The following is a 25,840-nucleotide window of genomic DNA, read 5'->3' on the forward strand; positions in this document are numbered from 1 at the left end:
CAAAACAATGTTCCTATGCGCTGCGAACTCAACGTCTCCGTCGATTTTCCAGCACTTCTCCGCGCAAACAGACCCTGTCAATCCGGAACCCCTGCCCGTCTCAGCAGATCGGAATAGTGTTCTGTGCGTTCGGCATCCTGAATCGTCAGGATTTTCGTCAGGTCAGAAACCGTCCTGCCTGGGCTTTTCTCGACAAATGTCCTGCCATGCAGCCTCGCGTTTTCCATGTCATCCAATTCGACATAAACCGCCGCCAGCCTCGCGTGCCAGTCTGGAAAATCACCCCGATCCAGCGCCTCCCGGAACAGCTCGACGGCTTTGTCGAACTCTCCAACCATCTGGTAGCCATAGGCCTCGGTCGCAAGCAGCCAGGGCGGATGGATCGGGCTAACCTTCTTGGCCCTCTGCAACAGCTCAAGCCCCCGAGAAACATCACCGACAAGGATCAGTTGCCATGCCAGGCCGGACAGGGCCGACAGATCGCTGGGCGCGAATTTCAGCGCGATTTCTCTCAGCTCCAGCCCCTGCTCCACCTGCCCGTTCTCGATGTAATAGTTGCCAAGCTGTATGAAACAGCTGTGTTTCACCGGGTCCAGTTCGGCGCAGGCTTCCGCTAGGTTAAGCCACTTCTTTCTGTCAGCCTCCGGGTCATGCGACCAGCCGCGCCGCAATGCTTCACGATAGGTCCAAGCCTGCCCGGCAAGCGGTTCGGCCCAATTCGGATCCAACTGCGCCGCCGTTTCATACAAATGTCGTGCGCGCAAGTTGCTGTCTTCGCGAAACTTGAAGCCTTCCGACAGTGCTTCGAAATTGGTCAGCCACGCCTCGATGTCTCTGGTTCCGCCACTGAGATATCCGGCAGTATCGCCATGCGTCAGTTCGATCTGCAAGCCGACAAGAACATTACGTACGATGTCATCCTGCAGTTCAAGAAAATGCGACAGGTTCCGGTCATACCGTCTCGACCAAACAGTAGACGCATCCTGGCCCGAAGAAACCTCGACAAAGATTCGCAAAGAAGACCCGTCGCGCTGTACCGATCCGGTCATGACATGGCTGACCCCCAGTTCAGCAGCGATAGCCGCAATGTCAATTTCCCGGTTCCGGTACCGCGCCGCCGTGTTTTCCGCGATGGTCAGCAGTTCCGGAACCCGCGACAGTGCCACGTTGACATCCGAGCTGAGCCCGGCCACGAACGGCTCGATCTCGGGGTCGCCGGACAGGTTCCTGAAAGGAATGACAGCGATCGAAGGCGGGTCAGCAAAAAGTGCATCCTCCTCTCGAGTGGGTGACTTGCGGATCATCAAAGCAGCGATGATCGCCAGAACAACCAGTACTCCCAGTATCACGTGAAACCTGCTGTTTCCCCTGTGCTGTAACCTGACTGATTCCTTTTGCGGCTCTTCGGCCACCACGACGGGGGCTGCCAGCTGATAACCCTTGCCGGGAATTGTCAGCACAAGCTGCTTACCCACGTCACCAAGCGCGTCTCGAATATCGCAGATGCTGTGGGCCAGCGTATCGGCCGACGCGATAGTGTCGGGCCAGACGGCATTCAAAAGCGCCTGTCTTTCCACCGGCTTCCCGGCACTCCGCACCAGGAAGGCCAGAACATCGAAGCTTTTTGGACGCAGAGAAACCTTACGACCGCCGCTAAAGAGTTGACGGCGCATCAAGTCCATTTCGAATTCGCTGAAAACGTACCTCACTCGGGTCTTGCTCCTTCCTGTCAGGCCGGACGCATAAAGTGATATTACACCGAAAATCCCGTCTTTTCACTTTTCCTGTTCACACCCGCGCTCTCAGGGTCCGTTGATTTCACGAGGTTTCATGGAATTTCGTTTGCCCCCCGGCGTCGGCTGCCCCGAGACTGGATGCCATTCCTAGATAACCCGCGAAAGGACGACAGATGCTGGATTCTCTGCCCGCTACCGCAATCGTACCATCCTGCGCCATCATCGCATTCGCCGCAGCACTGTCCCTGAATTCGGCGCCGCGCCGCAGCCACTCCCCAGGTTTCGGCAGTTGCACCAAGACCGAATGCGCACCGGGCATCGCGGTCGAGGTGCCTTCACGCGATAAGGCTCAGGCCTACTTCCGTTGCGCTAACAAAGCCACCAGAACTGTGCTGTCCCCAATCGAGGCGCAGGGTTGCGCGACGAAATACCTCGAATTCAAGCTTTCATTTCTGCCGAATATCTCGCTGGAAGACTTTGAGGCGATGTCCCCGATCCAGCGCTCCGAGACCAACCGGCTCAGCTATCTGCTCTATCTGAAATGGCAAAAACAAAAGCTTGCCGAAAGGTTGTTGAATGCACGGGCCAGTCCCTAGCCCTTACACAAGAAAACCTCAGATTGATCTGATTTTCTAGAAACTGGCATGCTGGTCCTGCAAACGACCTTTCTCATCCCGCATTGGTCCGAGCGAACCCTGCAAGAAATTCCCTTGCACTGATCCAGCGGGATTCGCCACCCGAACCCGATGCGATTGATGAAGATAATTCCACTCACCACACGCCGTCTGTCACGCTGGAAGTTTACGCACACTTTTTCGAAGGGCTGGAAGACGTCCAGCCCCTCGATATGGCCGCATGAGAATTGCCTATCTGAGGCACGGTTTACTCGCGCGCAATCTCAAAAACGCAGGCTGTGAATGTCCGAGAAAACGTTTCAAGATCACAAGCGTCGCCTTTAAGACGAGTTTCTTGCAGCGCGATTCAAGCCGCTGACGCGGTCACTACCAGCACAACTAAACCCTTATTTACAAAAGAAAAAAGGGGCTCTTCCGAAGCAATTCGGAAGCGCCCCTTTTCATGGTACCCAAGGCCGGACTCGAACCGGCACGCCCGCAAAGGCGGGGGATTTTGAATCCCCTGCGTCTACCATTCCGCCACTTGGGCCACGAACACTGGATTAGCGTCCGAATTGAGGAAGGTCCAGAGGCAAAAATCAGCAATTGCCTATTGCAGATGTTGACGGCTCGCGATCCGCATGATTTGCCCTGCAGTCGAGATTGATTGGTGGAAACGGAAACCCGATGCTGCGCTCTCTTTATGACCGGACAATTCGTCTGGCGGAACATCCGCACGCCATGTGGGCGCTTGCCGCGGTTGCTTTCATAGAAAGCTCGGTTTTTCCGATCCCGCCTGACGTGCTGATGATTCCGATGATTCTGGCCCGCCCCTCACGAGCCTGGCTGATTGCCTCGGTCGCCCTGGTCGCGTCGGTTCTTGGTGGATTGCTGGGCTATGCCATTGGCGCCTTCTTTTATGACAGCGTCGGCCAGCCAATATTGCAGGCCATGGGCAAGGCTCAGGCGATGGAGGAGTTCAACACCCGCTTCAACGATTTCGGTTTTTGGGCGGTGTTGACTGCGGGTGTGACCCCGTTCCCCTACAAAGTCATCACCATTATGTCAGGCTGGACAGGAATGCCACTTGGAACTTTCATTGCAACTTCGATCCTAGCCCGCGCGCTTCGGTTCTTTGTGCTTGCAGGGCTGTTGTGGGGTTTTGGTGAGCCAATCCGAGATTTCATCGAAAAAAGGCTCGGTCTGGTTTTCACATTGTTTATCGTGCTTCTGATCGGTGGTTTCATGCTGGTGAGATACCTATGACCAACAAAAAAAACCTTATCATCTTAGCCGCACTCGGGTCCGCGGCGATGCTTTTGGGGGCGTGGGGGTTTCAGTATTTCGGCGGCATGGCTCCCTGTAAGCTATGCATCTGGCAGCGCTATCCTCATGGAGCAGCTTTTTTGATTGGCGGCGTGGCGCTCGCCCTGCCCTCGCTTCGCTCCTTACCTTATGCAGGTGCGTTCGCCGCACTGACGACAGCTGTTATCGGGCTTTATCACACCGGGGTTGAACGCGGTTGGTGGGAAGGTCCGACAACCTGCACATCCGGAGACATCGACGGCCTGTCGGCGGAACAGTTGATGGAGCAAATCATGGCGGCGCCACTGGTACGTTGCGACGAAGTGCCGTGGGAATTGTTCGGGCTATCCATGGCCAGCTGGAACGCGGTTGTCTCAATGGGGCTGGCCGCAATCTGGCTTGCAGCCGCCCGCGCCAGATAGCGCCAATTTCAGGCTTCCAGTTCTGCATCCCAATACAGAAAATCCATCCAGCTGTCGTGCAGGTGGTTGGGAGGGAACTTGCGCCCGATATTTCGCAACTCTTCGGCCTGTGGCTGGCGCGGCGGTTTGCGCAATGTCATCCCGGCGCGTTTGAGCGATTTCGACCCTTTGCGCAGATTGCATGAACTGCACGCAGCTACCACATTCTGCCAACTTGTAACCCCGCCCGCCGCACGCGGAACGACGTGATCAAAGGTCAGATCCCCTTTTGCACCGCAATACTGACAGCGGAATTCATCGCGCAAAAATAAATTAAAGCGCGTGAAGGCCACGCGCTTTTGAGGTTTCACATAGTCTTTCAGCACAACCACCGACGGTATTCGGATCACTGTGCTGGGACTGCGGACAACTTCGTCGTATTCCGCCACGATATCCACCCTGTCAAGCCAGGCGGCCTTGATCGCTTCCTGCCAGGGCCAAAGTGACAGGGGATAGTAGGATAAAGGCCGATAATCCGCGTTCAGAACCAACGCCGGATGGTGTTTCAACGCACCGGGTTCCCTGACAAATTCGGTCCTGAAGTCTCCGTCCATCACAGACTCGCTCCTCGCTCTCTACTGCCCGTTCGTGACACCAGAGCGGGGAGCACCCGCCCCAGCCTTACCTTGACTATATATCGTGTCAAAACTCTGACAAGCCCAGAGTTTCTACAATATGTCGAAGAAAGAATACTGTACTTCGGCAACAAGCGGGTGACAGTTATCCACAGCTTGCCCAGTATCCCCTAAGCAGGATATGTGAGTGATCATGTCCTGGTTCATCCGCTTCAACAAACCCTATGACGTGCTGCCACAATTCACCGATCGCGGCAGCGTCGCATCGCCGCGCCGGACCCTGTCGGATTTCATCGACTTGCCTGGCGTCTATCCCGCCGGACGTCTCGACCGGGACAGCGAGGGACTGATGCTATTGACGGATGTCGGCAGGCTGCAAGCCCGGATCGCGGACCCGAAACACAAAACATCCAAGACCTATTGGGTTCAGGTCGAGGGACTTCCCGACAACGCCGCATTGTCCGTTTTGAGACAGGGGGTCGAACTGAAAGATGGCTTGACGCGACCAGCCAAGGCCCGCCTGATCGGAGAGCCGATGAATCTTTGGCCGCGCAACCCGCCAATCCGGGTCAGGAAGTCCGTGCCCGACAGTTGGATCGAACTGACCCTTCGTGAAGGCCGAAATCGGCAGGTGCGCCGCATGACCGCCGCCGTCGGTCACCCCACCCTGCGCCTTATCCGGTATAGTATCGGAGAGTGGACACTGGATGATCTCGCTCCCGGTGCTTGGGAAGCCCTTCCCCTTCCAGCTTCGGTCGCACGAAGACCGGACAACCACGAAAAGACAAGGCGATGACCAGCAAGACGGGCTTCTTTCTGGTTCGAAATACCCTGGGGGTGAATTGCCCAAAGGACAAGAGGGGCAGCGCCCCTCATCCTCTCCAGCGGATTACAAGCCCAGCTTGTCGCGCATGAACGCCAACGCCACACTCAGCCCATCCGTAGCAATACCGTGACCGGTGCCTTTCATCACATGCGCATATACTTCCTTGAACCCCGCGCCTTGCAGTGCCTCGGCGGCCTCTGGCAGGGATTGTGGCGGCACGACATCGTCGGCATCGCCATGAACAAGAAGAACCGGCATCCGGCTGACCACTTCGTCGACCAGAATGTCGGGCTCCAGCAGCCGTCCGGAAAAGGCCACGATCCCTGCCACCGGATCTTCGCGGCGCGGCGCCACGTGCAGGCTCATCATCGTGCCCTGACTGAACCCGAACAGAACGACCTGTTCGGGCAATAGATCCTCATCCACCATAAGTGCGTCCAGAAAGGCGTTGAAATCCTCCACAGCCATTTCCATGCCACGACGCGCCTCTTCCTCGGACGAGCCGTCAATCCACGGAATCGGAAACCACTGAAATCCAAATGGCATCCCCGGAATGGATTCGGGCGCATCAGGTGCGACGAACAGCGTATCCGGCAAATGCTCTCCCAACACATCTGCCAGCCCCAGCAAATCGGCCCCATTGGCTCCGTATCCGTGAACGAACACGACAGCCGAGCGCGTGCTGCCAGAAACCGGCTCTTTGCGGCCCGCATTCAAAACCCGTGTCATCTGATCCCTTCCCTGTCCTTCGCCACGCGGTAATAGGCCCACAACACACGGGCTGCAACCGACCGCCACGGGGACCAGGCTTCGGCCATTTGCCGCAGTTGTTTCTCTGTTGGCCGTTCCGAAAGGTCATAAAGAACGCGCGCAGCCTCCTGAAGTGCCAGGTCGCCCGGTGCAAAGACGTCCGCACGTCCCAGAGAAAACATGGCGTAAATCTCGGCCGTCCAGGCTCCGATGCCCGGAACTTCGGTCAGAGTTGTGATGATTTCCGCATCTGATGCTGAACGTAAGGCGTTGTAATCTATACGCGCCTCAGCCAAAGCGCGGGCATAGCGGATCTTCTGTCGGCTCAGGCCTGCGTTTCGCAAGTCGTCGTCGGTCGCCCACATGATCTTGCGCGGCCCAGTGAGTCTGGCCTGCCTAAGCCGGATCCAGATCGCGTTGGCTGATGCGACACTGACTTGCTGGCTGACAATCGCGCTCAGTAACTGCGCAAACCCGTCTGGCCTGCGACGTAGTGGCAGGGGACCCGTCAGTTCCATCGCACGCGCCATACGCGGGCATTGACCCGCCAGCCAGGCCGCCCCTTCGGCGACACAATCAGACGTTTCGATTATCCGGCCGGTGCTCATCCGGACACTCCGTTTCAAGGGACGCAACGTTTCACAGGTTAAGGTGCGCCACAGCACATTCAACCCGCTTGTGAACCTTTGGATTCGCCGGTACGGATCTGGCCATGACAATGGCGGCCCAATATCAAGACAACAGCCTTGCCAAAAGGAACGTGATCGTTCTGGTGGCAGCGCAGGCTATTTTGGGCGCGCAGATGCCAATGGTTTTCATTGTCGGTGGCCTGGCCGGGCAGTCTCTTGCCAGCAACCCTTGTTTGGCCACCCTGCCCATCTCGCTGATCGTTCTGGGCTCGATGTTGGCGGCCACACCGATATCCGCGATCATGCAGAAATGGGGCCGGAAAGCCGGATTTCTCGTCGGCGCCACCGCCGGTTCTATGGGCGGTGCAGTCGGCGCCTATGGCCTTTATCTTGGCTCTTTTCCGGTTTTTCTGGGCGGCAGCCTGTTGACCGGTGTCTATATGAGCGCGCACGGATTCTATCGTTTTGCCGCCGCTGACACGGCCTCTGACGAATTCAGACCCAAGGCGATTTCTTATGTGATGGCAGGCGGCTTGGCTGCAGCGGTTATCGGGCCGCAGATCGTAAAACTGACGTCGCAAGCCTATGTCGTTCCATTTCTCGGTACATATTTTGCGGTCATCATGCTGAATGTTATCGGCTCCGGGCTGTTTCTGTTCCTGAACATCCCCAAGCCTTCGGCACCTTCTGATGACGCGCCACGTGGCCGGACTCGGCTGGAGCTGCTTCGAACCCCGCGCATCGCCGTCGCCGTTATTTGTGCCATGGTGTCTTACGCCCTGATGAATCTCGTCATGACCTCAACTCCCCTTGCGGTCGTGGGTTGCGGGTTCTCTGAAAGCAATGCGGCAGACGTGGTGACCAGCCACGTCCTTGCCATGTACGTTCCCAGTTTTTTCACCGGGCATCTGATTGCGCGCTTCGGCGTGAAAAAGATCGTTTCCTGCGGACTCGCTATTCTCGCAGGTGCCGGTCTTGTCGCGCTGCAAGGTGTGAATCTTGGTAACTTCTTTGTCGCCCTCATCCTGCTGGGCATTGGTTGGAATTTCGGGTTCATCGGCGCGACCACGATGCTGGCTGGCGCACATGACATAAATGAGCGTGGGCGGATGCAGGGGCTCAATGATCTGCTGGTGTTCGGTGGGGTAACACTGGCATCCTTGTCGTCAGGCGGGTTGATGAACTGTTCGGGCGGCTCGCCGGTCGAAGGCTGGACAGCGGTCAACCTTGCCATGGTGCCGTTGTTGACATTGGCAGGTGGGTCTTTGATCTGGCTGACGCTGAGCGGCCGTGATTCCGTAAGGTGATCCGGACTATGATCACGGTTTGGGATGGGCGGCCGCCAGCCTTGGCAACGCGAAAACCGATCAAACATCCGTGAATAGCCAAGTTTCGTTTCGATGACCACGATCAGGAAGGTACCCTGATCAGATTATCCGTCTGTATTTCAGGGAGTTCGAAATGAACAAAGCCGCATTGCCGTTTTTGGCGCTTGCCTTCATGGGCCCAGCAGTTGCTGAAACCTATCATGTCGACCCAAGCCACACGGAAATCCGCGTATATTACAACCACGCAGGTATAACCGAACAATCCGGCGAGTGGACGGGAGTTTCAGGAACAATCGAATTCGACCCGAATGACGTCACCGCTACAATGGCGACCATCACGGTCGATGCCGCAAGCGTTTCGACAGGTGTCACAGCTCTGGACGACGATCTGAAAAGCAAGAACTTCTTTGAGGTGTCGGCGTTCCCCAAAATGAACTTCGTCTCGACGTCCGCAGTTCAGACCGGCGCCGATTCCCTCAGGCTGACCGGTGATCTGACCATAAGGGACGTGACGGCACCGATCATTCTGGACGTTCGCTTGACGTACATGGGAACCAACCCGATGGGCGCCTTTTTTGACTACTACAGCGGCGACTGGGTCGGGGTGCACGCTACAAGTACCTTGCTGCGCAGCGACCTTGGTGTCGGGCAATACGCGCCCCTGATTTCCGATGAAATCAGGCTAGAAATCTCGGCAGAGATGAAAGCGGGCGGCTGGAACTGATCTACCAACGACCGGTAGAAGCAACCCACATCAGTGATGCCCTTCGGTGAAACTCGCTTTGGCCAAGGGTCCCTTCCGAGACGCGGCGCGGTTCATTCAGCACCTGTTTCAGGATGGCCTCAGACTGCCACCCACACAACAGCGCCGGTCGTGCCTGCGTTGACACGTCAACACGACGTTGGCGGGCGCGGTGCAACCGGTCCAAAGCCCGTTGCGCCAGAGTCTGGATACCTTTCGTTGTCCCATCCAGCAAAGGGATGCGTCCGCGCACCTCAAGCTCTGGAATGGCCCGAAACCAGTTCGCTACGCCAGTGGCAAAAGCATAGTCGCGCACAACATCTTCTTTGGCTCCTCCCAGTATACGGGCGGCGACCCAGACCAGCGTACCAGTGGTGTGATCAAGATAGGTGGCGAAATGCTCGGCGTCCACAAAGGCATCTTTATATATATCCCAACGCCTTACCGCGACATATTCATCCATTTCTCCGGCAAGATCGGCGGGCAGGATCGAGGCCAAAGGCGTCACCACCTCGTGCCGCTTGACAGGTCTCCCCTTCGCGATTTCTTCCAGGGCGTCACGCCACCATTGCAGGCGCATCTCGGCAATCATCGGCTCTTGCGTGACCCAAGGCGCGCGGGCGACCTCGACGTTCAGTGCATAAAGCGGAAACAGCACCCGACGCGCGTAAACCGGTGCTGCCATGGTCGCGAGAAACCGATCGGGATCGGCCCGTTGCACCAACGCCGCGCACGCGTTCAGGTCGTCGTCAAACGTCACGTCCTACTCCGCCGCGCTTGCCTGCGCGCCACAATCGCGTACCAGTTTCCACTGGATCGCTTCGAGCAACGCCTCGAAAGAGGCATCAACTATGTTGGCGCTGACACCCACCGTTGACCAGCGCCGCCCCTTGCCGTCCTCGCTGTCGATGATGACCCGTGTTACCGCCTCAGTTCCGCCCTGGGTGATACGCACCTTGAAATCGACCAGATGCATGTCATCCAGGACCTCTGAATACCGTCCCAGGTCCTTGGCGAGCGCCTTGGCCAGCGCATTCACCGGCCCCCGGTCGCTGCCATTTTCGTCAAGGGACTCGCTTACCGACAGTTTCTTTTCACCGTCAACTTTCACCACGACAACGGCCTCGGACAGGCTGACCATCTTATTGTACTTGTTCTTGCGGCGCTCAACGGTGACTTTATACCGCTTGACCTCGAAAAACTCGGGAAGCTGCCCCAGCTCCTCTCGCGCCAGCAGCTCGAACGAAGCCTGCGCGGTGTCATAGGAATAACCCTCGGCCTCGCGCTCTTTGATCCGCTCCAGAATCCGTCCCAGGGCCGAGTCGCCTGGCTCAACCGCCAGTCCGGCCTCGTTCAACCGTTTTCGCAAGTTAGACTGACCGGCCTGGTTCGACATCGGGATGACGCGGGAATTGCCAACTGTCGAGGGGTCAACATGCTCGTATGTCGACGGGTCTTTGAGTATCGCGCTGGCATGCAAGCCCGCCTTGTGGGCAAAGGCCGACGCACCCACATAAGCCGCCTGTTTGGTCGGTACCCGGTTCAGGATTTCATCCAGCATCCGGCTGATCCGCGTCAAACCGGCAAGCGCTTCGTGGCTCACACCAGTTTCGAAGGTTGAAGCGTAAGGTTCCTTGAGCAACAGCGTCGGGATCAATGCGGTCAGATTGGCATTGCCGCAGCGTTCGCCCAACCCGTTCAGAGTACCCTGAATCTGCCGCGCGCCTGAATCCACGGCCGCCAGCGAACAGGCCACGGCGTTTTCGGTATCGTTGTGCGTGTGGATACCCAGCCGATCACCGGGAAGACCGGCAGCAATCACTTCGGCCACGATCCGCCCCACCTCGGAGGGTAATGCGCCGCCGTTGGTATCGCATAACACCACCCAGCGGGCCCCCATCTCCAGCGCCGCGCGACAGGTCGCAACGGCGTAATCCGGGTTGTCTTTATAGCCGTCAAAGAAATGTTCGGCGTCAAACAACGCCTCGCGCCCCTGCCCCACGATATGCGCCATCGAGGCCCGGATATTCTCGATATTCTCCTCCAGCGAAATGCCAAGCGCATGAGTCACGTGATAGTCATGCGCCTTTCCGACCAGACAGACCGCCCGAGTGCCCGCATTCATAACTGCCGCAAGAACATCGTCGTTTTCCGCCGACCGACCCGACCTTTTGGTCATCCCAAAGGCCGTCAACCGCGCCTTGGTGGTCGGAGCGGCATCGAAAAACGCGCTGTCGGTCGGGTTCGCACCGGGCCAGCCGCCTTCGATATAGTCGATGCCCAGAACATCCAGCGCCTGCGCAATCCGCATCTTTTCAGCCGTCGAAAACTGCACACCCTGCGTCTGCTGCCCGTCGCGCAGCGTGGTGTCGTAGAGATAGAGGCGTTCCTTGGTCATCAGACCTCCTCCAGCTTGGCGGCATCAAAACCGGCGCAGGGCACCAGCTCAACACTGTCCTTGCTCATCCGGACTTCAAGCCCAGCCGCAACATAAGCTGCTTTCAAGCGATCAACTTCCGAGAAGTCCTTGCTTTGCATCGCGGTTGCACGTGCTTTTGCCAAACGATCTGCATGGGCGGTCAGGTCGACAGATGCGGTAGCTGCCCAGTCGCCCATCTGAGGTAAAAGCAAACCCAACAGTCTAGCACCTACGAGCAGCGCATCATACATCTTCGCGTTGTAGTAAGCGTGGAGAACATTAATCGCAGCCGCAGTGTTCAGGTCATTTGCCACTTCCCGTTCAACCGGCTCAATTCTGACATTGTCTAGTTCAGGCGTTGGAATAAGTCCCTTAGTTGCGGCCCGCCACTTGCGCAGCGTCGCCTCCGCCTCGCGCGCCTTCATCTCGGTCCAATCCATCGGCTTGCGATAGTGCGTCGACAGAAATACGAACCGGATCACCTCACCCGGAACGCCCTGTTCCAGCAGGTCGTGAACGGTAAAGAAATTACCCAGCGATTTGGACATCTTCTTGCCTTCGACCTGCAACATCTCGTTGTGCATCCAGACATTGGCGAACCGCCCCTCGGGATGGGCACAGCAGCTTTGGGCAATTTCGTTTTCGTGGTGCGGGAACATCAGGTCATTGCCGCCACCATGGATGTCAAAGCTTTCCCCCAACAACTCATGACTCATGGCCGAGCATTCGATATGCCAGCCCGGCCGCCCGCGGCCCCAGGGGCTGTCCCAACCCGGCAGGTCGTCGGTCGAAGGTTTCCACAATACAAAGTCCATCGGGTTTTTCTTGTAGGGCGCAACCTCGACCCGAGCACCCGCGATCATGTCGTCGACGGACCGGCCGGACAGTTTGCCATAATGTTCTTTCCACGAGTCCACTGCAAACAACACATGCCCCTCAGCGGCATAGGCGTGCCCCTTTTCGATCAGCACCTCGATCATCTCGACCATCTGGCCGATATACTGGGTTGCGCGTGGCATGTAATCGGGCTCCAGAGCACCCAACTGGCCCATATCATCCAGAAACCACTGAGTCGTTTCGGCGGTGATGTCACCAATCTTGCGTCCGGTTTCGGCTGCCCGCGCGTTGATCTTGTCATCCACGTCGGTGAAGTTGCGCACATAGGTCACGTGATCAGGGCCATAGACATGGCGCAACAACCGATAGAGAACATCAAAGACCACCACCGGCCGTGCATTGCCCAGATGCGCCCGATCATAGACGGTGGGGCCACAGACATACATCCGCACATTGTCGGAGTCGATCGGAACGAATTCTTCTTTCTTCCGGGTCCGGGTGTTGTGCAGTTTGATCGTGGTCATCGGGTCTAGTCCTCAACAGCATGCGCAAGCGCCTTGGCGCGGGCTTAGCAACTTGTCTCAGGGATGAAAACGAAAGAAACCGGCCCGCCTGAAAGTTCAGCAGGTAATGCAGCAGATAATGATGCAAATGCTCCGGTTCATGAGTTCTGGATACCTCGCAAGTTCGCCCAGATCAAGTTGCCGCTCAAAACATGCGAATTACTGCCCGCTATGCTAAGCTGCTCAGCAGGTCTTTTGTCAGGAGCGAGGAAATTTGCCAATGTTCACGAAGGGACCCCTGTTCGATACCTTGCCGCCCGGCTTGCAGCGGCAAATCAAGGAAGCGAATGCAAAATACACCAGCAGTGAAGTGAAGAACTTGGACAAGGAATGCGCCAAGCTGGTCATCGACCTCCGGGTGAAACAAAAGAAATTCGACACCGACGTCAAAAAAAACCTGAACGAACTCGACACGGCCATTACCAGAGTCGAGAATCAGCGCGGTGCTCTAGTAACCTGCACAACACAGATTTATGGGCATGAGAAGATCATCGCAAAGCACATGACGGCGTTGAAAAAAGCACATGCGGCAGGTGACGTTAAAAAGTGCAAGACAATTGAAGACAAAATCAAAAAACAAACAGAATCCTATCACAAAACCATGAAGGAGGCGTCCAAGATATCGTCATCGATCGAAACCGACCTGGCAGACGCCGTCAAGTTGATCGAAGCTTTCAAAACCGTTGCCAACATCATCCCGGTATCGCGCATGGTAATCAAATCTACTCTGTGAAGATCAAACCTGGGCACCACACAAGCATATCTTTTTTTGAGTTTCCCAATCCGTCCTCGTGAGATTGACGAATCAAAGCGGTCCTGCCCCTCTCTGTCGAATTACCAAGGGAGCGGATCATGAAACTGTCACATCGAATTACTCATCTGACCGGAGGTGGTTCGGATGGCTGGGAGGTTTTCTATCGGTCACGCCGGATGATTGCCGAGGGAACATCGGTGACCGAACTGACAATCGGTGAGCACGACATTCGCACACACCCTTCGATACTCAAGGTCATGAACGATTCGGCGCTTGGTGGGCATACCGGGTATGCCATGGTGCCGGGAACAGCGTTGTTACGCGATACCGTAGCCGCACGGGTGCAAGCCCGAACAGGCGTGGCGACGACACGAGACAACGTGTTGATCACACCGGGTGGTCAAGCGGCGCTGTTTGCCGCCCACACTGCGGTCTGCAATCCCGGCGATACGGCTCTCTATCTCGATCCCTATTACGCAACCTATCCCGGCACCATTCGCGGCGTGGGTGGCGTTGCAAAGGCGGTCAAGACCCGCGCCACAGACGCCTTCCAACCCCGAGCAACGGATATTGATTCAGCGGCAGAAGGCGCCGTTTCCCTTCTGATCAACTCCCCAAACAATCCTACCGGTGTGGTTTATTCCCGCGAGACGATCAATGCGATTGCCGAAGTCAGCAAAGCCAGAGATCTATGGCTGATTTCGGACGAGGTCTATGACACCCAGGTCTGGAAAGGTGAACATGTCTCACCTCGCTCCCTGCCCGGTATGGCCGAACGCACGCTGGTTGTCGGGTCGATATCAAAATCGCACGCGATGACCGGGTCACGCTGCGGCTGGATCGTGGGGCCAAGCGACGTTATCGGGCATCTGATTAACCTTGCCACACACACGACTTACGGCGTGCCGGGATTCATACAGGACGCAGCCAGCTATGCACTGGCTGCGGGTCAAGAGCTGGAAGACGAGATTTCGGCCCCTTTCCTGCGTCGCAGAGCCTTGGCGCAAGAGATATTGGCGCGTCAAAACGCGATTCTCCCAGTGCCTTCACAGGGGGCCATGTATCTTATGCTCGATATCCGGGCGACCGGGTTGAGTGGCGAATCTTTTGCAAATGCGTTGCTGGACACCCACAGAATCGCGGTCATGCCCGGAGAGAGCTTTGGGCAAGCCGCAGCAGGGCATATCCGCGTTGCAATGACAATCGAGGACGCGGCATTTGTACGCTCGCTGGAACAAGTTTGCAGATTCGCTGCCACGCTGACGCAACAACGTGCGGCGGTGTGATTGTCGGAGAAGGTCAGAACCGGAATGTTGTTCGTAGATTGAAGGTATTTGTCCCAAAATCGCCTGACGCGCCGTTCAAGTCCTTGAAGTCGTGATGCAACGCCTCGCCGCTGATTACCAGCCGGTCAGTGATGGGGTATGCAACGCCAATGCCATAGACGGCCGCGTTATCGCTGTTGCCCGAGGTATGCGCACGCGCTGCTCCAAGGACGACATAGCCCAGGGCCGAGCCGAAATCATAACCGCCGCGCAGCTTAAGACGGCTGATATCGTCAATATCCCCACCCCCGGCACCCAGATTGATGTTGGCATAGTTATATTCCAGTTCGCCACCGACCACGAACCTGCCGAAATCGTAGTCGTAGCCGATATGAGGACCGAAATTGAAGTCATTCCCGCCAAGGCTTCCCGGCCCGGTCGCATCCGTATAACCGAAACTGAATCCGCCATACACACCAGTCCAGTCCTCAGCCGTTGCCGGTGTGACAAAACCGAGCAACAGGATTGCCAATGCTGCGGAGATGACTTTCATCTTCCTTCCTTCTGGTCCTCGGCATCGCATGACCGCGATGCCGAACTTTCCAAATCTTCAACTACTTACGTGGGCAACCTGCCCGGGGCTTTCAATACAACGATGCAAATCACCGACCTTTGCTTCAACCATAACAGATTCGGTAATCACCGTGGGTAAATTCCTGTAAACCGACCAATTTCGTAGTCGCAAACAGAACAGATCGAGTCGCGCACATAGGCCTAATGTCCTGACAGGCGTGGATGGAGAAATTAATGCAGGGCGAGCAGTCGAAAATCTGCTTGGTTAGTCGGACGATCGGCGCCGACCGGGGCCGTGCCGCGCGTGGAAGGCCGTGAAAGCTGTTTTCATTCAGCACCTTCCACAACACTACACGGAAAAAAATTTATGAACGATCAATCCCGTAGCTCCTCTCGCAGCGGTGGCCGTGCAGCCCGTCGCGCCGCCCGCGCAACCTCTCTTCCCGAACATATGCGCCCCGTCCGCCCGGGTCAGGAAGGCGGCTGGCTGAAACCTCTGACGCAAGAGGGAATGGAGCGCATTCACCGTGCGGCGCTGGACGCTCTGGAACAAATTGGCCTGGCCGATGCGCCGCAAAGCGGCATCGATTATCTAGTGAATGCCGGATGCATCCTGGGCGACGATGGCCGCATTCGCTTTCCCCGCGCCCTGGTCGAAGACACGATTGCCAGGGCCAATCGGTCGGTAACTCTTTATAGTCGCGATGGAAAAACCGATCTGAACCTGTCGGGCAACCGTGTCCACTATGGCACTGCGGGCGCTGCGGTTCACATGGTGGATGTCGAGGGGCGCAACTATCGCGACTCGACCGTTCAGGATCTGCACGATGCCTCACGGATCTGCGAAAACCTGGAAAATGTCCATTTTGTACAACGCCCCATGGTATGTCGTGACATTTTGGACAATCGCGAGATGGACCTGAACACGATCTACGCCTGCTGTTCGGGAACGTACAAACACGTCGGAACGTCGTTCACCGATCCCAGCTATGTCGCCCCGGCGATGGAAATGCTGCACATGATCGCGGGCGGCGAGGACAAATGGCGTGAGCGGCCATTCGTGTCGAACTCGAACTGCTTCGTCGTGCCACCGATGAAGTTCGCCACCGAAAGCTGTCAGGTGATGGAGGAGTGCATCAAGGCGGGCATGCCGGTGCTGCTGCTGTCTGCGGGCATGGCGGGTGCGACCGCCCCTTCGACAGTTGCCGGCGCGATTACACAGGCCACCGCCGAGTGCCTGGCGGGTCTCGTCTATGTGAACGCTGTCAAACCCGGCGCGCCGGCGATCTTTGGCACCTGGCCTTTCGGGCTGGATTTGCGAACGGGTGCGATGACGGTCGGATCGGGAGAACAGGCATTGCTGAGCGCGGGCTGCGCGCAGATGCACAAGTTCTATGACCTGCCCGGCGGCGCGGCTGCGGGGGCATCGGATTCCAAGATGCCCGATATGCAGGCCGGGTGGGAGCAGATGTGTTCGAACGTCATGGCCGGGCTGTCGGGGCTGAACATGGTCTATGAGGCGGCAGGCATGCATGCCTCGCTGCTGGGTTTTTGTCACGAGTCACTCATTCTGAGCGACGATTTGATCGGACAAGCCTTGCGCTGTGTACGCGGTATCGAAGTGACCGACGAAACTCTGGCGCTGGATCAGATGGCCGAAGTTTGCCTTGGCGGCCCCGGCCACTATCTGGGCACCGACGCCACGCTGAGCCGGATGCAGATCGACTATGTCTATCCTGCGCTTGGTGACCGAACCTCGCCCAAGGAATGGGCGGAACGCGACAAGCCCGACCTTATTGCAAAAGCGATAGCACGCAAGGAAGCGATCCTTGCCGAGCGGTCTCCGGCCCGGTTCGACGCGACATTGGACGCAAGCATTCGCGCCAAGTTCAACATTCACTTGCCGTCGTAACCTGTTGAAAAGAAGCAGCCGGAGCGATCCGGCTGCCCTATTTGCGTGTGAGTTACCCGTCGGTTGCAGGTATCAGACCTGCCTGCTGCGCCACGGCAACTTCGTCGCGATCCAGCGCGCCGTCACCATTGGCGTCCATGGTCGAGAATTGATCGGCACCAATCTCGGGAAAGACGGCCTGCACTTCTTCGATTGTCAGAACACCGTCGCCATTGGAATCGGCACCGGATTGAGCAAAGGCGATGGTCGGGATACTGACGACCAGCGCGGCCAGATATTTCAGGGTCATTGCGGTTTCTCCTGATTAAAAGGAATTGTTGACGTCCGGACGAAGCCAACAAAACCGCTATCCCGTTCTGTGTCAGCACCGACGCCCTTGGCGGGCAATTTCAAGCCAAAGCCCGCGAAAGCCGCCAGAGTCGTTCAGCAGCGTTCCGCACAACTGATGGTGGATTGGCCTTGTCGGCAATTCTTCCCTTACGAAAAAACCGAAAAGTGGCGCGATCTGGCCGATCATTTCGGTTTGAAAACAGAAAAAAAGGGGGCCGAAGCCCCCTTGTCGAGTTTCGCCGTCCAGGCTCATTACATTGACCGCCCGGTGTTTTTTTGCCTGCGGCCTGGACGTCGTCCAGGGCGAGCGCACCCGCCCCATGTGAGAGTGGGAAGGACCGATATTCCGTCCCACCCTGTTCCGGCCGAACATGGGCATGTTCCGCCGAGTGGGATGACGCGTCACGGGTAAGTCTTGGACTTGACTGTCATCCCGGGTGTGGTCGGGACCGGATCACCGAGGGAGATCCAAGCCCCTACACGCCGTCGCCGGCGCGATTCAGTTTAGTGGGTCACGAGCACCCGCTCGTAGATCCACAGGTGTTGCACTTCATGCAGGTGCCGTTGCGCACCAGCGTGTAGTTGCCGCATTCGCCGCAGGGGTCGCCCTCGTATCCCTGCATCTTGGCCTTGGTGCGGGCGTCCATGCCAGTTGCGGTCACGGTTTCGCTGACCACGACGGTTTCAGTCGCCTGCGCCTTGAACCCGGCCGCCGGCTCAGCCATGCCGCCAAAGGCGCTGGCACCGCCGTTGAACACCACCAGTTCTTGCGGCAACCTCTTGCGCAGATATCCCGTCGAACTGATTTGTTTCAGCACTTCCAGTGACTTGGAAGCCGCACTTTCACTAACCTCGGCAATGTTAGAGACGTTTTCATCCTCGCCCCGGCCCAGATCGTCAAAGGTGGCGCCTTCGGGCTTTACATGGGCCAGATCGGTGCGGTCGAGATAGCTGACCGCCAGTTCGCGGAAGATGTAGTCAAGGATCGACGTTGCGTTCTTGATCGAGTCGTTGCCCTGCACCATGCCTGCCGGTTCGAACTTGGTGAAAGTGAAGGCGTCAACGAACTCTTCCAGCGGAACACCGTATTGCAGGCCGACCGACACGGCGATGGCGAAGTTGTTCATCATCGCACGGAACCCGGCACCTTCCTTGTGCATGTCGATGAAGATTTCGCCAAGCTGACCATCTTCGAACTCGCCCGTGCGCAGGTACACCTTGTGTCCGCCCACGATCGCCTTTTGGGTATAGCCCTTGCGGCGATGCGGCAGCTTTTCGCGGTGGCTGCGGATGATTTCCTTGACCACCACCTTTTCGATGATCTTTTCGGCCAGCGTCACCGCTTTTTCCTGAGGCGAGCCGCTTTCCAGAATTTCGGCGGCTTCATCGTCGTCCTCGACCAGGGCCGCGGCCAGCGGCTGGCTGAGTTTTGAGCCGTCGCGATAAAGCGCGTTGGCCTTGATCCCCAGCGACCACGACAGCTCATAGGCTTTTTGACAATCCTCGATGGTCGCGTCATTCGGCATGTTGATCGTTTTCGAAATCGCGCCTGAGATGAAGCTTTGCGCAGCAGCCATCATTGTGATGTGGCTGTCGACATTGAGGAAACGCTTACCCTTTTTGCCGCAAGGATTGGCGCAATCGAAGATCGCATAGTGCTCGGGCTTCAGGTGCGGTGCACCTTCAAGGGTCATGGTGCCACAAACGTGGTCGTTGGCGGCCTCGATATCCTTGCGGGTAAAGCCCAGATGGCGGAGCAGATCGAAGGTCGGGTCGTTCAGCTTGGCCGCAGGAATGCCCAGAACACCGGTGCAGAACTCTTCGCCCAGTGTCCACTGGTTGAACACGAACCGGATGTCAAAGGCCGATTCCAGCGCTTCGTCCACCTTGCGCAGCTCGTTCGGGCCAAAGCCGTGGCCTGTCAGCGAAGTGTGGTTGATCCCCGGCGCGTTGCCGATGGTGCCGTGCCCGACGGCGTAAGACACGATTTCCTCGATCTGGGCCGAGGTGTAGCCCAGTTTCTCAAGCGCGGAGGGAACCGAGCGGTTGATGATCTTGAAATAACCGCCGCCGGCGAGTTTCTTGAATTTGACCAGCGCGAAATCCGGCTCGATCCCGGTGGTGTCGCAATCCATCACCAGCCCAATCGTGCCCGTCGGCGCAATCACCGTGGCCTGCGCGTTGCGATAACCGTTCTGCTCGCCCAGGCTCAGCGCTTCGTCCCAGGCGGACATGGCCAGATCAATCAGGCGCTTGTCGGGGCAGTTGGCATGATCCAGCGGCACCGGCTTGACGGCGAGCTTTTCGTAACCCTGGGTCACGCCTTGCGCCGCACGGCGGTGGTTGCGGATGACGCGCAGCATGTGATCGGCGTTTCGTTCGTAACCGGCGAATGGCCCCAGCTCGCCCGCGATCTCTGCCGAGGTGGCATAGGCAACTCCGGTCATGATCGCGGTCAGCGCGCCACAGATCGCGCGGCCTTCGACCGAGTCATAGCTGTAGCCCATGTTCATCAGCAGACCGCCGATATTGGCGTACCCCAGACCCAAGGTACGGAAATCATAGGACAGTTGCGCAATTTCCTTGGACGGGAACTGCGCCATCATTACCGAGATTTCCAGCGTCAGCGTCCAGAGGCGTGCTGCGTGCATATAGTCGTCGGCCTGGAAAACGCCATCCTTGAGGAAGGTCAGCAGGTTCATCGATGCCAGATTGCAGGCGGTGTCATCAAGGAACATGTACTCGGAACATGGGTTCGAGCCGCGGATCGGGCCGTCTGCCGGGCAGGTGTGCCATTCATTCACGGTGTCATGGTACTGGATGCCCGGATCGGCGCAGGCCCAGGCGGCATGGCCGACCTTTTCCCACAGGTCCCGCGCCTTGACGGTCTTGGCGACCTTGCCGTTGGTGCGGTTGATCAGCTCCCAGTCGGCATCTTTTTCGACCGCGGTCAGGAATGCGTTGGTGACGCGGATCGAGTTGTTCGAGTTCTGTCCCGAGACAGAGCTGTATGCCTCGCTGTCCCAGTCGGTATCATAGGTCGGGAATTCGATGCTGTCGTGGCCCTGCTTGGCGTAATCCAGCACGCGCTTGATGTATGTTTCCGGGATCGCGACCTTTTTCGCTTCGCGGATCGCGGTTTTCAGGCTGTCGTTTGTATTGGGATCATAAGCGTCATCAGCTGTGCCGTCCCAGCTGCGGATGGCCTCGAAGATACCGTTCAGCATCTTTTCGTGCATTTTCGATCCGGCTACGATCGAGGCCACCTTTTGCTCTTCGATCACTTTCCACTCGATAAACTGTTCGATGTCGGGGTGGTCCGCATCGACAATCACCATCTTCGCTGCCCGACGGGTGGTCCCGCCTGATTTGATCGCGCCCGCTGCGCGGTCGCCGATCTTTAGAAAACCCATAAGACCCGAGGACTTGCCACCGCCGGACAAAGCCTCGCCTTCGGCGCGCAGGTGGCTGAAGTTGGTGCCCGTGCCCGAGCCATACTTGAACAAGCGCGCCTCGCGCACCCACAGATCCATGATCCCGCCTTCGTTCACGAGGTCATCATCGACCGACTGGATGAAACAGGCGTGCGGCTGAGGATGCTCGTAGGCGGATTTCGATTTGGTCAGCTTGCCGGTCTTGTAGTCGACATAGTGGTGCCCCTGCGCCGGTCCGTCGATGCCATAGGCCCAGTGCAGTCCGGTGTTGAACCATTGTGGGCTGTTAGGTGCGGCGCGCTGGGTCGCCAGCATGTACCGCATCTCGTCGAAATAGGCGCGCGCATCGTCCTCGGTCGAGAAATAGCCGCCTTTCCAGCCCCAATAGGCCCAGGCGCCTGCGAGACGATCAAAGACCTGCTTGGACGATGTCTCACCTTCAAACTCGGCCCCGTCGTCCGGCACCGAACGCCAGAGGAATTCGGGGACGTCCTTTTCCTTGACCTTCTTCAGCCGCGACGGGACGCCGGCTTTGCGGAAGTATTTTTGTGCAATCACATCGCTGGCGACCTGGCTCCAGCGGGCAGGAACTTCGATATTGTCGAGACGAAAGACAATGGTGCCATCCGGATTTCGGATTTCGGAGGTTGCGGACACAAAATCCAGATCCGCATATGCATCCTGACCGGTCTTGGTGAATTTTCTTTCAATCTTCATGTCCGCCGCCCTAGCTTCTCAATCAACATGTCCCCGACCGATGGCCGAATTATCTTTCCGCGGGTGCTTGCCCACCCTGGAAACCGGTTCGAGACGCCAAAGAATTCCCGGCGCTGAAATTCACAGCGCGAAGTCGATAACCGACCACACGTTTCCTTGAATTGCTTTCCGTCCCTTGCCCGTTGCCTTTCTGGTCATTACCTACCAGATTTAGTGGCAACGCATCCGGCCCACACAATTTGGCGTATATATCCATAGAAGGTCAACGCCATTTTTGGCCCAAATTCGAATCTTTTTTGTTGACCCCCCAATTCACTCTCGCCCGGCCCGGCGACGTATCCGATTCCTCCACAAGTTGTTCACAGGCCAATACGACCGTGTCCAAACGCCTTCTGCGATTTTTTTCTTTGTTTTCAGGTCGGGTTATGTCGCGTACTGTTCGTGGCAGATACCGTCGAAGGCTCTGACAGGGTTCCGGGAATCACTATCGCCTGGCGATGCGGATGGTTCCATGCGCGGTTGATGACCTGTGACCTGAATTGGACCGTCGACCCATGCGCGCAGTATGTTTCCCCTTGTTCATGACCTTGATCGTGGCCTGTGCACCACAAGATATAGAGACATCGCGCAGCGCTTCTTATCCGGAATACCCCGAATCTCTCATCCGGGCGTTCGAGGCCGCATGTTCGGACACGGGCGAAAGAATTCTTCGCCCCAGCCGCACCTCAATTGAGTGCAGACAGTTGATGCCGCCCCAAACGACGGCCTATCTCATCCTCACATATGACGGCACGCCCGAGAAACTGCCGGAAAGCGTGATGCGCATGAGTGTCACCGAAATATCCGGCGGTCATCGGGTCGATACCGAGTTTTTTCTGGATATCCCGCGCAAGGATCGTGGCGTGACACGGGTCAGGATCGAAAGCGACAGGTTGGATCGAAAAGTTGCGCGACTGCTGCGGGCAACTGGTGGAACTTCTCTCTGACTGAAGTGTGGTCGGGGCGGCAGGATTCGAACCTACGACCCCCTGTACCCAAAACAGGTGCGCTACCAGACTGCGCCACGCCCCGGACCGTGCGCCTTCCTAGCGATGTGTTTCTGATTTGAAAAGACCTAACAGGGCCAGATTGCGGGCCCACCCGAAAAAATTTCGTGCCGCAAGCGGGTTCCCGGCGAAATTCCATAACGACGGGCCAGCCCAGCATTGATTTCGAACACCGCATATATGTCATCACCGCCAAAGATCGCGGTTTCGTCATGGGGGATTGCGTTCTCGTGAATCCGTTGCACGATTCCGGTTCGATCAACGAAAATCATATCCAGCGGAATCAACGTGTTCTTCATCCAGAACACGACCGGTTGCGGCGGGTCGAACACGAAAAGCATGCCCGAGCGATCCGGCATCTCTTCGCGGAACATCAGACCTTTGGACCGTTCCTGAGGTGTCACGGCAAGTTCGATGTTGAAGCGGATCTGAGAGGTGTCGTTCTTGAGGTCAAGCACCGTCGGCGCGCATTGCGCCAACGCGGTTTCGGCCCGGAGCGCCAGAAACAGCCCCAAAAACAGGAGTAGTTTCTTCAACACCGCGGAATCAATGGTCGACGGCCGCTTCCCAGGCCAGAACCTGGGCCGCCATTCGACCACGTTTACCGTCGATCACCCGCATGGCAAGCGCTTCGCCCGGCTGAAGATCGGAAAGCCCCGAACGGCGCAGGACTTCGATATGCAGAAACACATCCTCGTCACGACCGAATACGTTGGCAAAGCCAAAACCCTTGCCCTTGTCGAACCATTTCACACGCGCGGCTTCCAGCGGCGCCTGTTCAATCGCATCCGGTGAAAGGTCTGCAAAATCGGAAAGCAGCATCGATTCGGCCCGTTCGGGCGGTGCGATGGCAACAACCTCGACGGCCTGCACACCCCTGTCGGTGCGGTGGGTCATAATCTCAATGCCCGCCCCGTCGGCGACTGAACTCTGGCCAAAGTTCCTAAGTACGTTCACGTGCAACAAGATATCCGGCCCGCCTGCGTCGGACACGACAAATCCGTACCCCTTGGCGGGGTCGAACCATTTTACGTGTCCGCGGACTCGTTGCATGTTGTTCAAATCTTCCGGCACTTGCTTCCCAACGTGACTTCTGCCCATCCCATAGGCTGACGATGTGTATGGAATTGGTTGGTAAATTCAAGCTGAAAAACTCTAGCCTTTTCAGCGTTCTGCATTTCACGACACGCAAACGTCATGGATTTAACCTCTGCACTAACCACTCTGACACCATATCCTGTCGACGCCATACGAACCGATCATGCAACCGAAACGCGCCATCTGCCCAGAACTCGATTTCAGTCGGGACCAACCGGTATCCGCCCCAAAACGGAGGGCGCGGTGGATTGGGACCCAGCTTTGCCGTCACCTTCGCCACTTCTGCCATCAGGGCCGCTCGGCTGGACAATGGTTGCGACTGGCGCGAGGCCCATGCGCCCAATCTGCTCTTGAGGGAGCGCGAAGCGTAGTATTCGTCAGCCATTGGCCCCTCTTCGCGGGAAATGGTTCCACGAACGCGAATCTGACGTCGCAGTGATTTCCAGTGTATCACAAAGGCCGCTTTTCCGGCAGTTTCCAGTTCCTTCGCCTTGGCGCTTTCATAATTCGTATAAAAAACAAACGCATCAGGCTCGATATCTTTCAGGAGAACCATGCGCACATTCGGCAGGCCACTCGAATCCACGGTGGACAGCGCGATCGCGTTCGGATCGTTCGGTTCTGACTGTTCGGCCTCGTGCAGCCACCGGCCCGCTATTTCAAACGGATCGGCACCGGCAAAGATGCCATCACGCTCGCTCATTTCCATCCCCTTGAACGACTTGGCGGTGACCCTACGGCGAGAACTCCGCTCAAGCAATAGCCAGCGGCCTTGAAGCAATCAGACCAATGGCATAAACCACATCAACACAACGCGACGACAGGCGGAGAACCGAACATGTCAAATCAGTTGATGGCCGGCAAGCGCGGCCTCATCATGGGACTGGCCAATGACAAATCCATCGCGTGGGGCATCGCCCGCGCCTTGTCCGAGGCCGGGGCCGAGCTTGCATTCTCTTACCAGGGGGATGCATTGAAGAAACGGGTCGATCCGCTGGCCGCACAGCTTGGCAGTGAAATTGTCCTGCCCTGCGACGTGAGCGACGAGGACTCGATCGATGCTCTTTTTTCGGCATTGGGTGAAAAATGGGGGCAGCTGGATTTTGTCGTGCATGCCATCGGATTTTCCGACAAGAACGAATTGCGCGGGCGATATGTCGATACCAGCCGGGCCAATTTCAAACTGACTATGGACGTGTCGGTCTATTCCTTCACCGCCGTTATGCAGCGCGCCGAAAAGCTGATGACTGATGGCGGCAGCGCAATAACGCTGACATATTACGGTGCCGAACAGGTGATGCCGCATTATAATGTCATGGGCGTTGCCAAGGCAGCGCTTGAAGCATCGGTGAAATACCTGGCCGAGGATCTGGGCAAAGATGGAATCCGCGTCAATTCGATCTCGGCCGGCCCGATCAAGACGCTTGCCGCATCCGGCATCGGCGACTTCCGCTATATCATGAAGTGGAACGAGTATAACTCGCCGCTGCGCCGCAACGTAACAATCGATGACGTGGGCAAATCGGCGCTCTATCTGCTCAGCGATCTCAGCAGCGGCGTGACCGGTGAAAACCTGCACGTGGATTCGGGTTATCATATCGTCGGCATGAAGGCCGTCGATGCGCCCGATGTTGAAAAGGGATAACCGGCATGAGCGCCAAGGATCGACTGCCGCACGAAAAGGGCTTTCACATAAGCTGGGACCAGATTCACCGCGATTCCCGCGCACTGGCCTGGCGCCTGGACGGGCAAGGCCCGGATGACGGCGCGTGGCGCGCTGTGGTGGCAATCACCCGTGGCGGCATGGCGCCCGCGATGATCGTCAGCCGCGAACTGGATATCCGCACGGTCGACACGATCAGCGTCAAGTCCTATCACCATCAGGCCCAGGGTGAAGCCGAAGTGCTGAAATCGCCCGATGGCGAT

General features: G+C 57.3%; 25 protein-coding genes and 2 tRNA genes. 12 read left to right on the forward strand and 15 right to left on the reverse strand.

Features of this window, described 5'->3' with window-relative positions; all coding sequences use genetic code 11:
- Positions 1-77 precede the first annotated feature (77 nt).
- Positions 78-1,709, reverse strand: a complete 1,632-nt coding sequence (locus AC2FNB_RS03190; RefSeq protein WP_496744424.1) for a winged helix-turn-helix domain-containing protein — start codon at positions 1,707-1,709, stop codon at positions 78-80.
- A gap of 200 nt (positions 1,710-1,909) precedes the next feature.
- Here AC2FNB_RS03190 and AC2FNB_RS03195 point away from each other — a divergent pair, with 200 nt between their 5' ends.
- Positions 1,910-2,332: a hypothetical protein gene (locus AC2FNB_RS03195; RefSeq protein WP_480750491.1), complete on the forward strand. Its 423-nt coding sequence runs from the start codon at positions 1,910-1,912 to the stop codon at positions 2,330-2,332.
- Between the two features lie 482 nt (positions 2,333-2,814).
- On the opposite strand, the gene AC2FNB_RS03200 is transcribed toward AC2FNB_RS03195, so the two are convergent.
- Positions 2,815-2,900: transfer RNA gene (locus AC2FNB_RS03200), tRNA-Leu, on the reverse strand.
- A gap of 137 nt (positions 2,901-3,037) precedes the next feature.
- Here AC2FNB_RS03200 and AC2FNB_RS03205 point away from each other — a divergent pair.
- A complete protein-coding gene (locus tag AC2FNB_RS03205; RefSeq protein WP_480750490.1) occupies positions 3,038-3,616 on the forward strand; it encodes a YqaA family protein in 579 nt (192 codons plus the stop codon).
- Positions 3,613-4,077: a disulfide bond formation protein B gene (locus AC2FNB_RS03210; RefSeq protein WP_496744427.1), complete on the forward strand. Its 465-nt coding sequence runs from the start codon at positions 3,613-3,615 to the stop codon at positions 4,075-4,077. The genes AC2FNB_RS03205 and AC2FNB_RS03210 overlap by 4 nt, the downstream gene beginning before the upstream one ends.
- Before the next feature lie 8 nt (positions 4,078-4,085).
- Here AC2FNB_RS03210 and AC2FNB_RS03215 read toward each other — a convergent pair whose 3' ends face one another.
- Positions 4,086-4,670 (reverse strand): HNH endonuclease, encoded by a 585-nt coding sequence (locus tag AC2FNB_RS03215; RefSeq protein ID WP_480750488.1) that lies wholly within the window; start codon positions 4,668-4,670, stop codon positions 4,086-4,088.
- Between the two features lie 214 nt (positions 4,671-4,884).
- Here AC2FNB_RS03215 and AC2FNB_RS03220 point away from each other — a divergent pair, with 214 nt between their 5' ends.
- Positions 4,885-5,487, forward strand: coding sequence for an rRNA large subunit pseudouridine synthase E (locus AC2FNB_RS03220; RefSeq protein ID WP_496744457.1), 603 nt, complete (start codon positions 4,885-4,887; stop codon positions 5,485-5,487).
- 93 nt (positions 5,488-5,580) lie between these two features.
- Here the strand turns inward: AC2FNB_RS03220 and AC2FNB_RS03225 are convergent, their stop codons facing one another.
- Both AC2FNB_RS03225 and AC2FNB_RS03230 read right to left on the reverse strand, forming a co-directional pair.
- The gene (locus AC2FNB_RS03225; RefSeq protein WP_496744429.1) at positions 5,581-6,246 is read right to left on the reverse strand and encodes an alpha/beta hydrolase; all 666 of its coding nucleotides are present in this window, start codon (positions 6,244-6,246) and stop codon (positions 5,581-5,583) included.
- Positions 6,243-6,875 carry a DNA-3-methyladenine glycosylase family protein gene (locus AC2FNB_RS03230; protein WP_480750485.1) on the reverse strand — a complete coding sequence of 211 codons (633 nt, stop codon included), beginning with the start codon at positions 6,873-6,875 and terminating at the stop codon, positions 6,243-6,245. Before AC2FNB_RS03230 ends, AC2FNB_RS03225 begins: the two co-directional genes overlap by 4 nt.
- Positions 6,876-6,979: 104 nt before the next feature.
- Between AC2FNB_RS03230 and AC2FNB_RS03235 the strand changes: the two genes are divergently transcribed.
- Together AC2FNB_RS03235 and AC2FNB_RS03240 are read left to right on the forward strand one after the other, a co-directional pair.
- A complete protein-coding gene (locus AC2FNB_RS03235; RefSeq protein ID WP_496744431.1) occupies positions 6,980-8,203 on the forward strand; it encodes an MFS transporter in 1,224 nt (407 codons plus the stop codon).
- A gap of 154 nt (positions 8,204-8,357) precedes the next feature.
- Complete coding sequence (locus tag AC2FNB_RS03240) at positions 8,358-8,948, forward strand: YceI family protein (protein ID WP_496744433.1); 591 nt, start codon at positions 8,358-8,360, stop codon at positions 8,946-8,948.
- Between the two features lies 1 nt (position 8,949).
- Here AC2FNB_RS03240 and AC2FNB_RS03245 read toward each other — a convergent pair whose 3' ends face one another.
- Genes AC2FNB_RS03245 through cysS form a run of 3 tightly spaced genes read right to left on the reverse strand, consistent with a single transcriptional unit; the run spans position 8,950 to position 12,746 of the window.
- Positions 8,950-9,726 (reverse strand): squalene/phytoene synthase family protein, encoded by a 777-nt coding sequence (locus tag AC2FNB_RS03245; protein ID WP_496744434.1) that lies wholly within the window; start codon positions 9,724-9,726, stop codon positions 8,950-8,952.
- A 3-nt stretch (positions 9,727-9,729) separates the two neighbouring features.
- Positions 9,730-11,364, reverse strand: a complete 1,635-nt coding sequence (gene cimA / locus AC2FNB_RS03250; protein ID WP_496744436.1) for a citramalate synthase — start codon at positions 11,362-11,364, stop codon at positions 9,730-9,732.
- On the reverse strand, positions 11,364-12,746 hold the full coding sequence (gene cysS / locus AC2FNB_RS03255) for a cysteine--tRNA ligase (protein ID WP_496744438.1): 1,383 nt from the start codon (positions 12,744-12,746) through the stop codon (positions 11,364-11,366). The genes cimA and cysS overlap by 1 nt, the downstream gene beginning before the upstream one ends.
- 259 nt (positions 12,747-13,005) lie before the next feature.
- On the opposite strand from cysS, the gene AC2FNB_RS03260 reads away from it, so the two are divergent.
- Together AC2FNB_RS03260 and AC2FNB_RS03265 are read left to right on the forward strand one after the other, a co-directional pair.
- Positions 13,006-13,518: a hypothetical protein gene (locus tag AC2FNB_RS03260; RefSeq protein WP_496744439.1), complete on the forward strand. Its 513-nt coding sequence runs from the start codon at positions 13,006-13,008 to the stop codon at positions 13,516-13,518.
- A 119-nt stretch (positions 13,519-13,637) separates the two neighbouring features.
- On the forward strand, positions 13,638-14,825 hold the full coding sequence (locus tag AC2FNB_RS03265; RefSeq protein ID WP_496744441.1) for a pyridoxal phosphate-dependent aminotransferase: 1,188 nt from the start codon (positions 13,638-13,640) through the stop codon (positions 14,823-14,825).
- A gap of 13 nt (positions 14,826-14,838) precedes the next feature.
- On the opposite strand, the gene AC2FNB_RS03270 is transcribed toward AC2FNB_RS03265, so the two are convergent.
- Positions 14,839-15,357, reverse strand: coding sequence for an outer membrane protein (locus AC2FNB_RS03270; protein ID WP_496744443.1), 519 nt, complete (start codon positions 15,355-15,357; stop codon positions 14,839-14,841).
- A gap of 387 nt (positions 15,358-15,744) precedes the next feature.
- Between AC2FNB_RS03270 and AC2FNB_RS03275 the strand changes: the two genes are divergently transcribed.
- A complete protein-coding gene (locus tag AC2FNB_RS03275) occupies positions 15,745-17,289 on the forward strand; it encodes a trimethylamine methyltransferase family protein (protein ID WP_480750476.1) in 1,545 nt (514 codons plus the stop codon).
- A gap of 52 nt (positions 17,290-17,341) precedes the next feature.
- Here AC2FNB_RS03275 and AC2FNB_RS03280 read toward each other — a convergent pair whose 3' ends face one another.
- Together AC2FNB_RS03280 and AC2FNB_RS03285 are read right to left on the reverse strand one after the other, a co-directional pair.
- Positions 17,342-17,578, reverse strand: a complete 237-nt coding sequence (locus tag AC2FNB_RS03280; RefSeq protein ID WP_480750475.1) for an EF-hand domain-containing protein — start codon at positions 17,576-17,578, stop codon at positions 17,342-17,344.
- Positions 17,579-18,131: 553 nt separating this feature from the next.
- Positions 18,132-21,770, reverse strand: coding sequence for a vitamin B12-dependent ribonucleotide reductase (locus tag AC2FNB_RS03285; RefSeq protein ID WP_496744445.1), 3,639 nt, complete (start codon positions 21,768-21,770; stop codon positions 18,132-18,134).
- A gap of 746 nt (positions 21,771-22,516) precedes the next feature.
- On the opposite strand from AC2FNB_RS03285, the gene AC2FNB_RS03290 reads away from it, so the two are divergent.
- Positions 22,517-22,756 carry a hypothetical protein gene (locus tag AC2FNB_RS03290; protein ID WP_480750473.1) on the forward strand — a complete coding sequence of 80 codons (240 nt, stop codon included), beginning with the start codon at positions 22,517-22,519 and terminating at the stop codon, positions 22,754-22,756.
- Positions 22,757-22,764: 8 nt separating this feature from the next.
- On the opposite strand, the gene AC2FNB_RS03295 is transcribed toward AC2FNB_RS03290, so the two are convergent.
- From AC2FNB_RS03295 to pdxH, 4 genes are all read right to left on the reverse strand, one after another.
- Positions 22,765-22,841: transfer RNA gene (locus tag AC2FNB_RS03295), tRNA-Pro, on the reverse strand.
- A 43-nt stretch (positions 22,842-22,884) separates the two neighbouring features.
- Positions 22,885-23,352: a DUF192 domain-containing protein gene (locus AC2FNB_RS03300; RefSeq protein ID WP_496744447.1), complete on the reverse strand. Its 468-nt coding sequence runs from the start codon at positions 23,350-23,352 to the stop codon at positions 22,885-22,887.
- 10 nt (positions 23,353-23,362) lie between these two features.
- Positions 23,363-23,890, reverse strand: coding sequence for a cold-shock protein (locus AC2FNB_RS03305; protein WP_480750471.1), 528 nt, complete (start codon positions 23,888-23,890; stop codon positions 23,363-23,365).
- A gap of 121 nt (positions 23,891-24,011) precedes the next feature.
- The gene (pdxH, locus tag AC2FNB_RS03310; RefSeq protein ID WP_480750470.1) at positions 24,012-24,617 is read right to left on the reverse strand and encodes a pyridoxamine 5'-phosphate oxidase; all 606 of its coding nucleotides are present in this window, start codon (positions 24,615-24,617) and stop codon (positions 24,012-24,014) included.
- Positions 24,618-24,752: 135 nt separating this feature from the next.
- On the opposite strand from pdxH, the gene fabI reads away from it, so the two are divergent.
- Together fabI and AC2FNB_RS03320 are read left to right on the forward strand one after the other, a co-directional pair.
- Positions 24,753-25,559 carry an enoyl-ACP reductase FabI gene (gene fabI / locus AC2FNB_RS03315; RefSeq protein WP_480750469.1) on the forward strand — a complete coding sequence of 269 codons (807 nt, stop codon included), beginning with the start codon at positions 24,753-24,755 and terminating at the stop codon, positions 25,557-25,559.
- Positions 25,560-25,564: 5 nt separating this feature from the next.
- Positions 25,565-25,840, forward strand: a 276-nt coding sequence (locus tag AC2FNB_RS03320; RefSeq protein WP_496744449.1) for a phosphoribosyltransferase family protein, incomplete at its 3' end; no start/stop codon positions are given.

The sequence above is a fragment of the Ruegeria sp. BHSB058 genome (assembly GCF_059613285.1).

Coding starts and splice junctions, on each gene's coding strand:
- AC2FNB_RS03195 (WP_480750491.1), top strand. CDS start 1,910: ATGCTGGATTCTCTGCCCGCTACCGCAATCGTACCATCCTGCGCCATC.
- AC2FNB_RS03205 (WP_480750490.1), top strand. CDS start 3,038: ATGCTGCGCTCTCTTTATGACCGGACAATTCGTCTGGCGGAACATCCG.
- AC2FNB_RS03210 (WP_496744427.1), top strand. CDS start 3,613: ATGACCAACAAAAAAAACCTTATCATCTTAGCCGCACTCGGGTCCGCG.
- AC2FNB_RS03215 (WP_480750488.1), bottom strand. CDS start 4,670: ATGGACGGAGACTTCAGGACCGAATTTGTCAGGGAACCCGGTGCGTTG.
- AC2FNB_RS03220 (WP_496744457.1), top strand. CDS start 4,885: ATGTCCTGGTTCATCCGCTTCAACAAACCCTATGACGTGCTGCCACAA.
- AC2FNB_RS03225 (WP_496744429.1), bottom strand. CDS start 6,246: ATGACACGGGTTTTGAATGCGGGCCGCAAAGAGCCGGTTTCTGGCAGC.
- AC2FNB_RS03230 (WP_480750485.1), bottom strand. CDS start 6,875: ATGAGCACCGGCCGGATAATCGAAACGTCTGATTGTGTCGCCGAAGGG.
- AC2FNB_RS03235 (WP_496744431.1), top strand. CDS start 6,980: ATGACAATGGCGGCCCAATATCAAGACAACAGCCTTGCCAAAAGGAAC.
- AC2FNB_RS03240 (WP_496744433.1), top strand. CDS start 8,358: ATGAACAAAGCCGCATTGCCGTTTTTGGCGCTTGCCTTCATGGGCCCA.
- cimA (WP_496744436.1), bottom strand. CDS start 11,364: ATGACCAAGGAACGCCTCTATCTCTACGACACCACGCTGCGCGACGGG.
- cysS (WP_496744438.1), bottom strand. CDS start 12,746: ATGACCACGATCAAACTGCACAACACCCGGACCCGGAAGAAAGAAGAA.
- AC2FNB_RS03260 (WP_496744439.1), top strand. CDS start 13,006: ATGTTCACGAAGGGACCCCTGTTCGATACCTTGCCGCCCGGCTTGCAG.
- AC2FNB_RS03265 (WP_496744441.1), top strand. CDS start 13,638: ATGAAACTGTCACATCGAATTACTCATCTGACCGGAGGTGGTTCGGAT.
- AC2FNB_RS03270 (WP_496744443.1), bottom strand. CDS start 15,357: ATGAAAGTCATCTCCGCAGCATTGGCAATCCTGTTGCTCGGTTTTGTC.
- AC2FNB_RS03275 (WP_480750476.1), top strand. CDS start 15,745: ATGAACGATCAATCCCGTAGCTCCTCTCGCAGCGGTGGCCGTGCAGCC.
- AC2FNB_RS03280 (WP_480750475.1), bottom strand. CDS start 17,578: ATGACCCTGAAATATCTGGCCGCGCTGGTCGTCAGTATCCCGACCATC.
- AC2FNB_RS03285 (WP_496744445.1), bottom strand. CDS start 21,770: ATGAAGATTGAAAGAAAATTCACCAAGACCGGTCAGGATGCATATGCG.
- AC2FNB_RS03290 (WP_480750473.1), top strand. CDS start 22,517: ATGCCGCCCCAAACGACGGCCTATCTCATCCTCACATATGACGGCACG.
- pdxH (WP_480750470.1), bottom strand. CDS start 24,617: ATGAGCGAGCGTGATGGCATCTTTGCCGGTGCCGATCCGTTTGAAATA.
- fabI (WP_480750469.1), top strand. CDS start 24,753: ATGTCAAATCAGTTGATGGCCGGCAAGCGCGGCCTCATCATGGGACTG.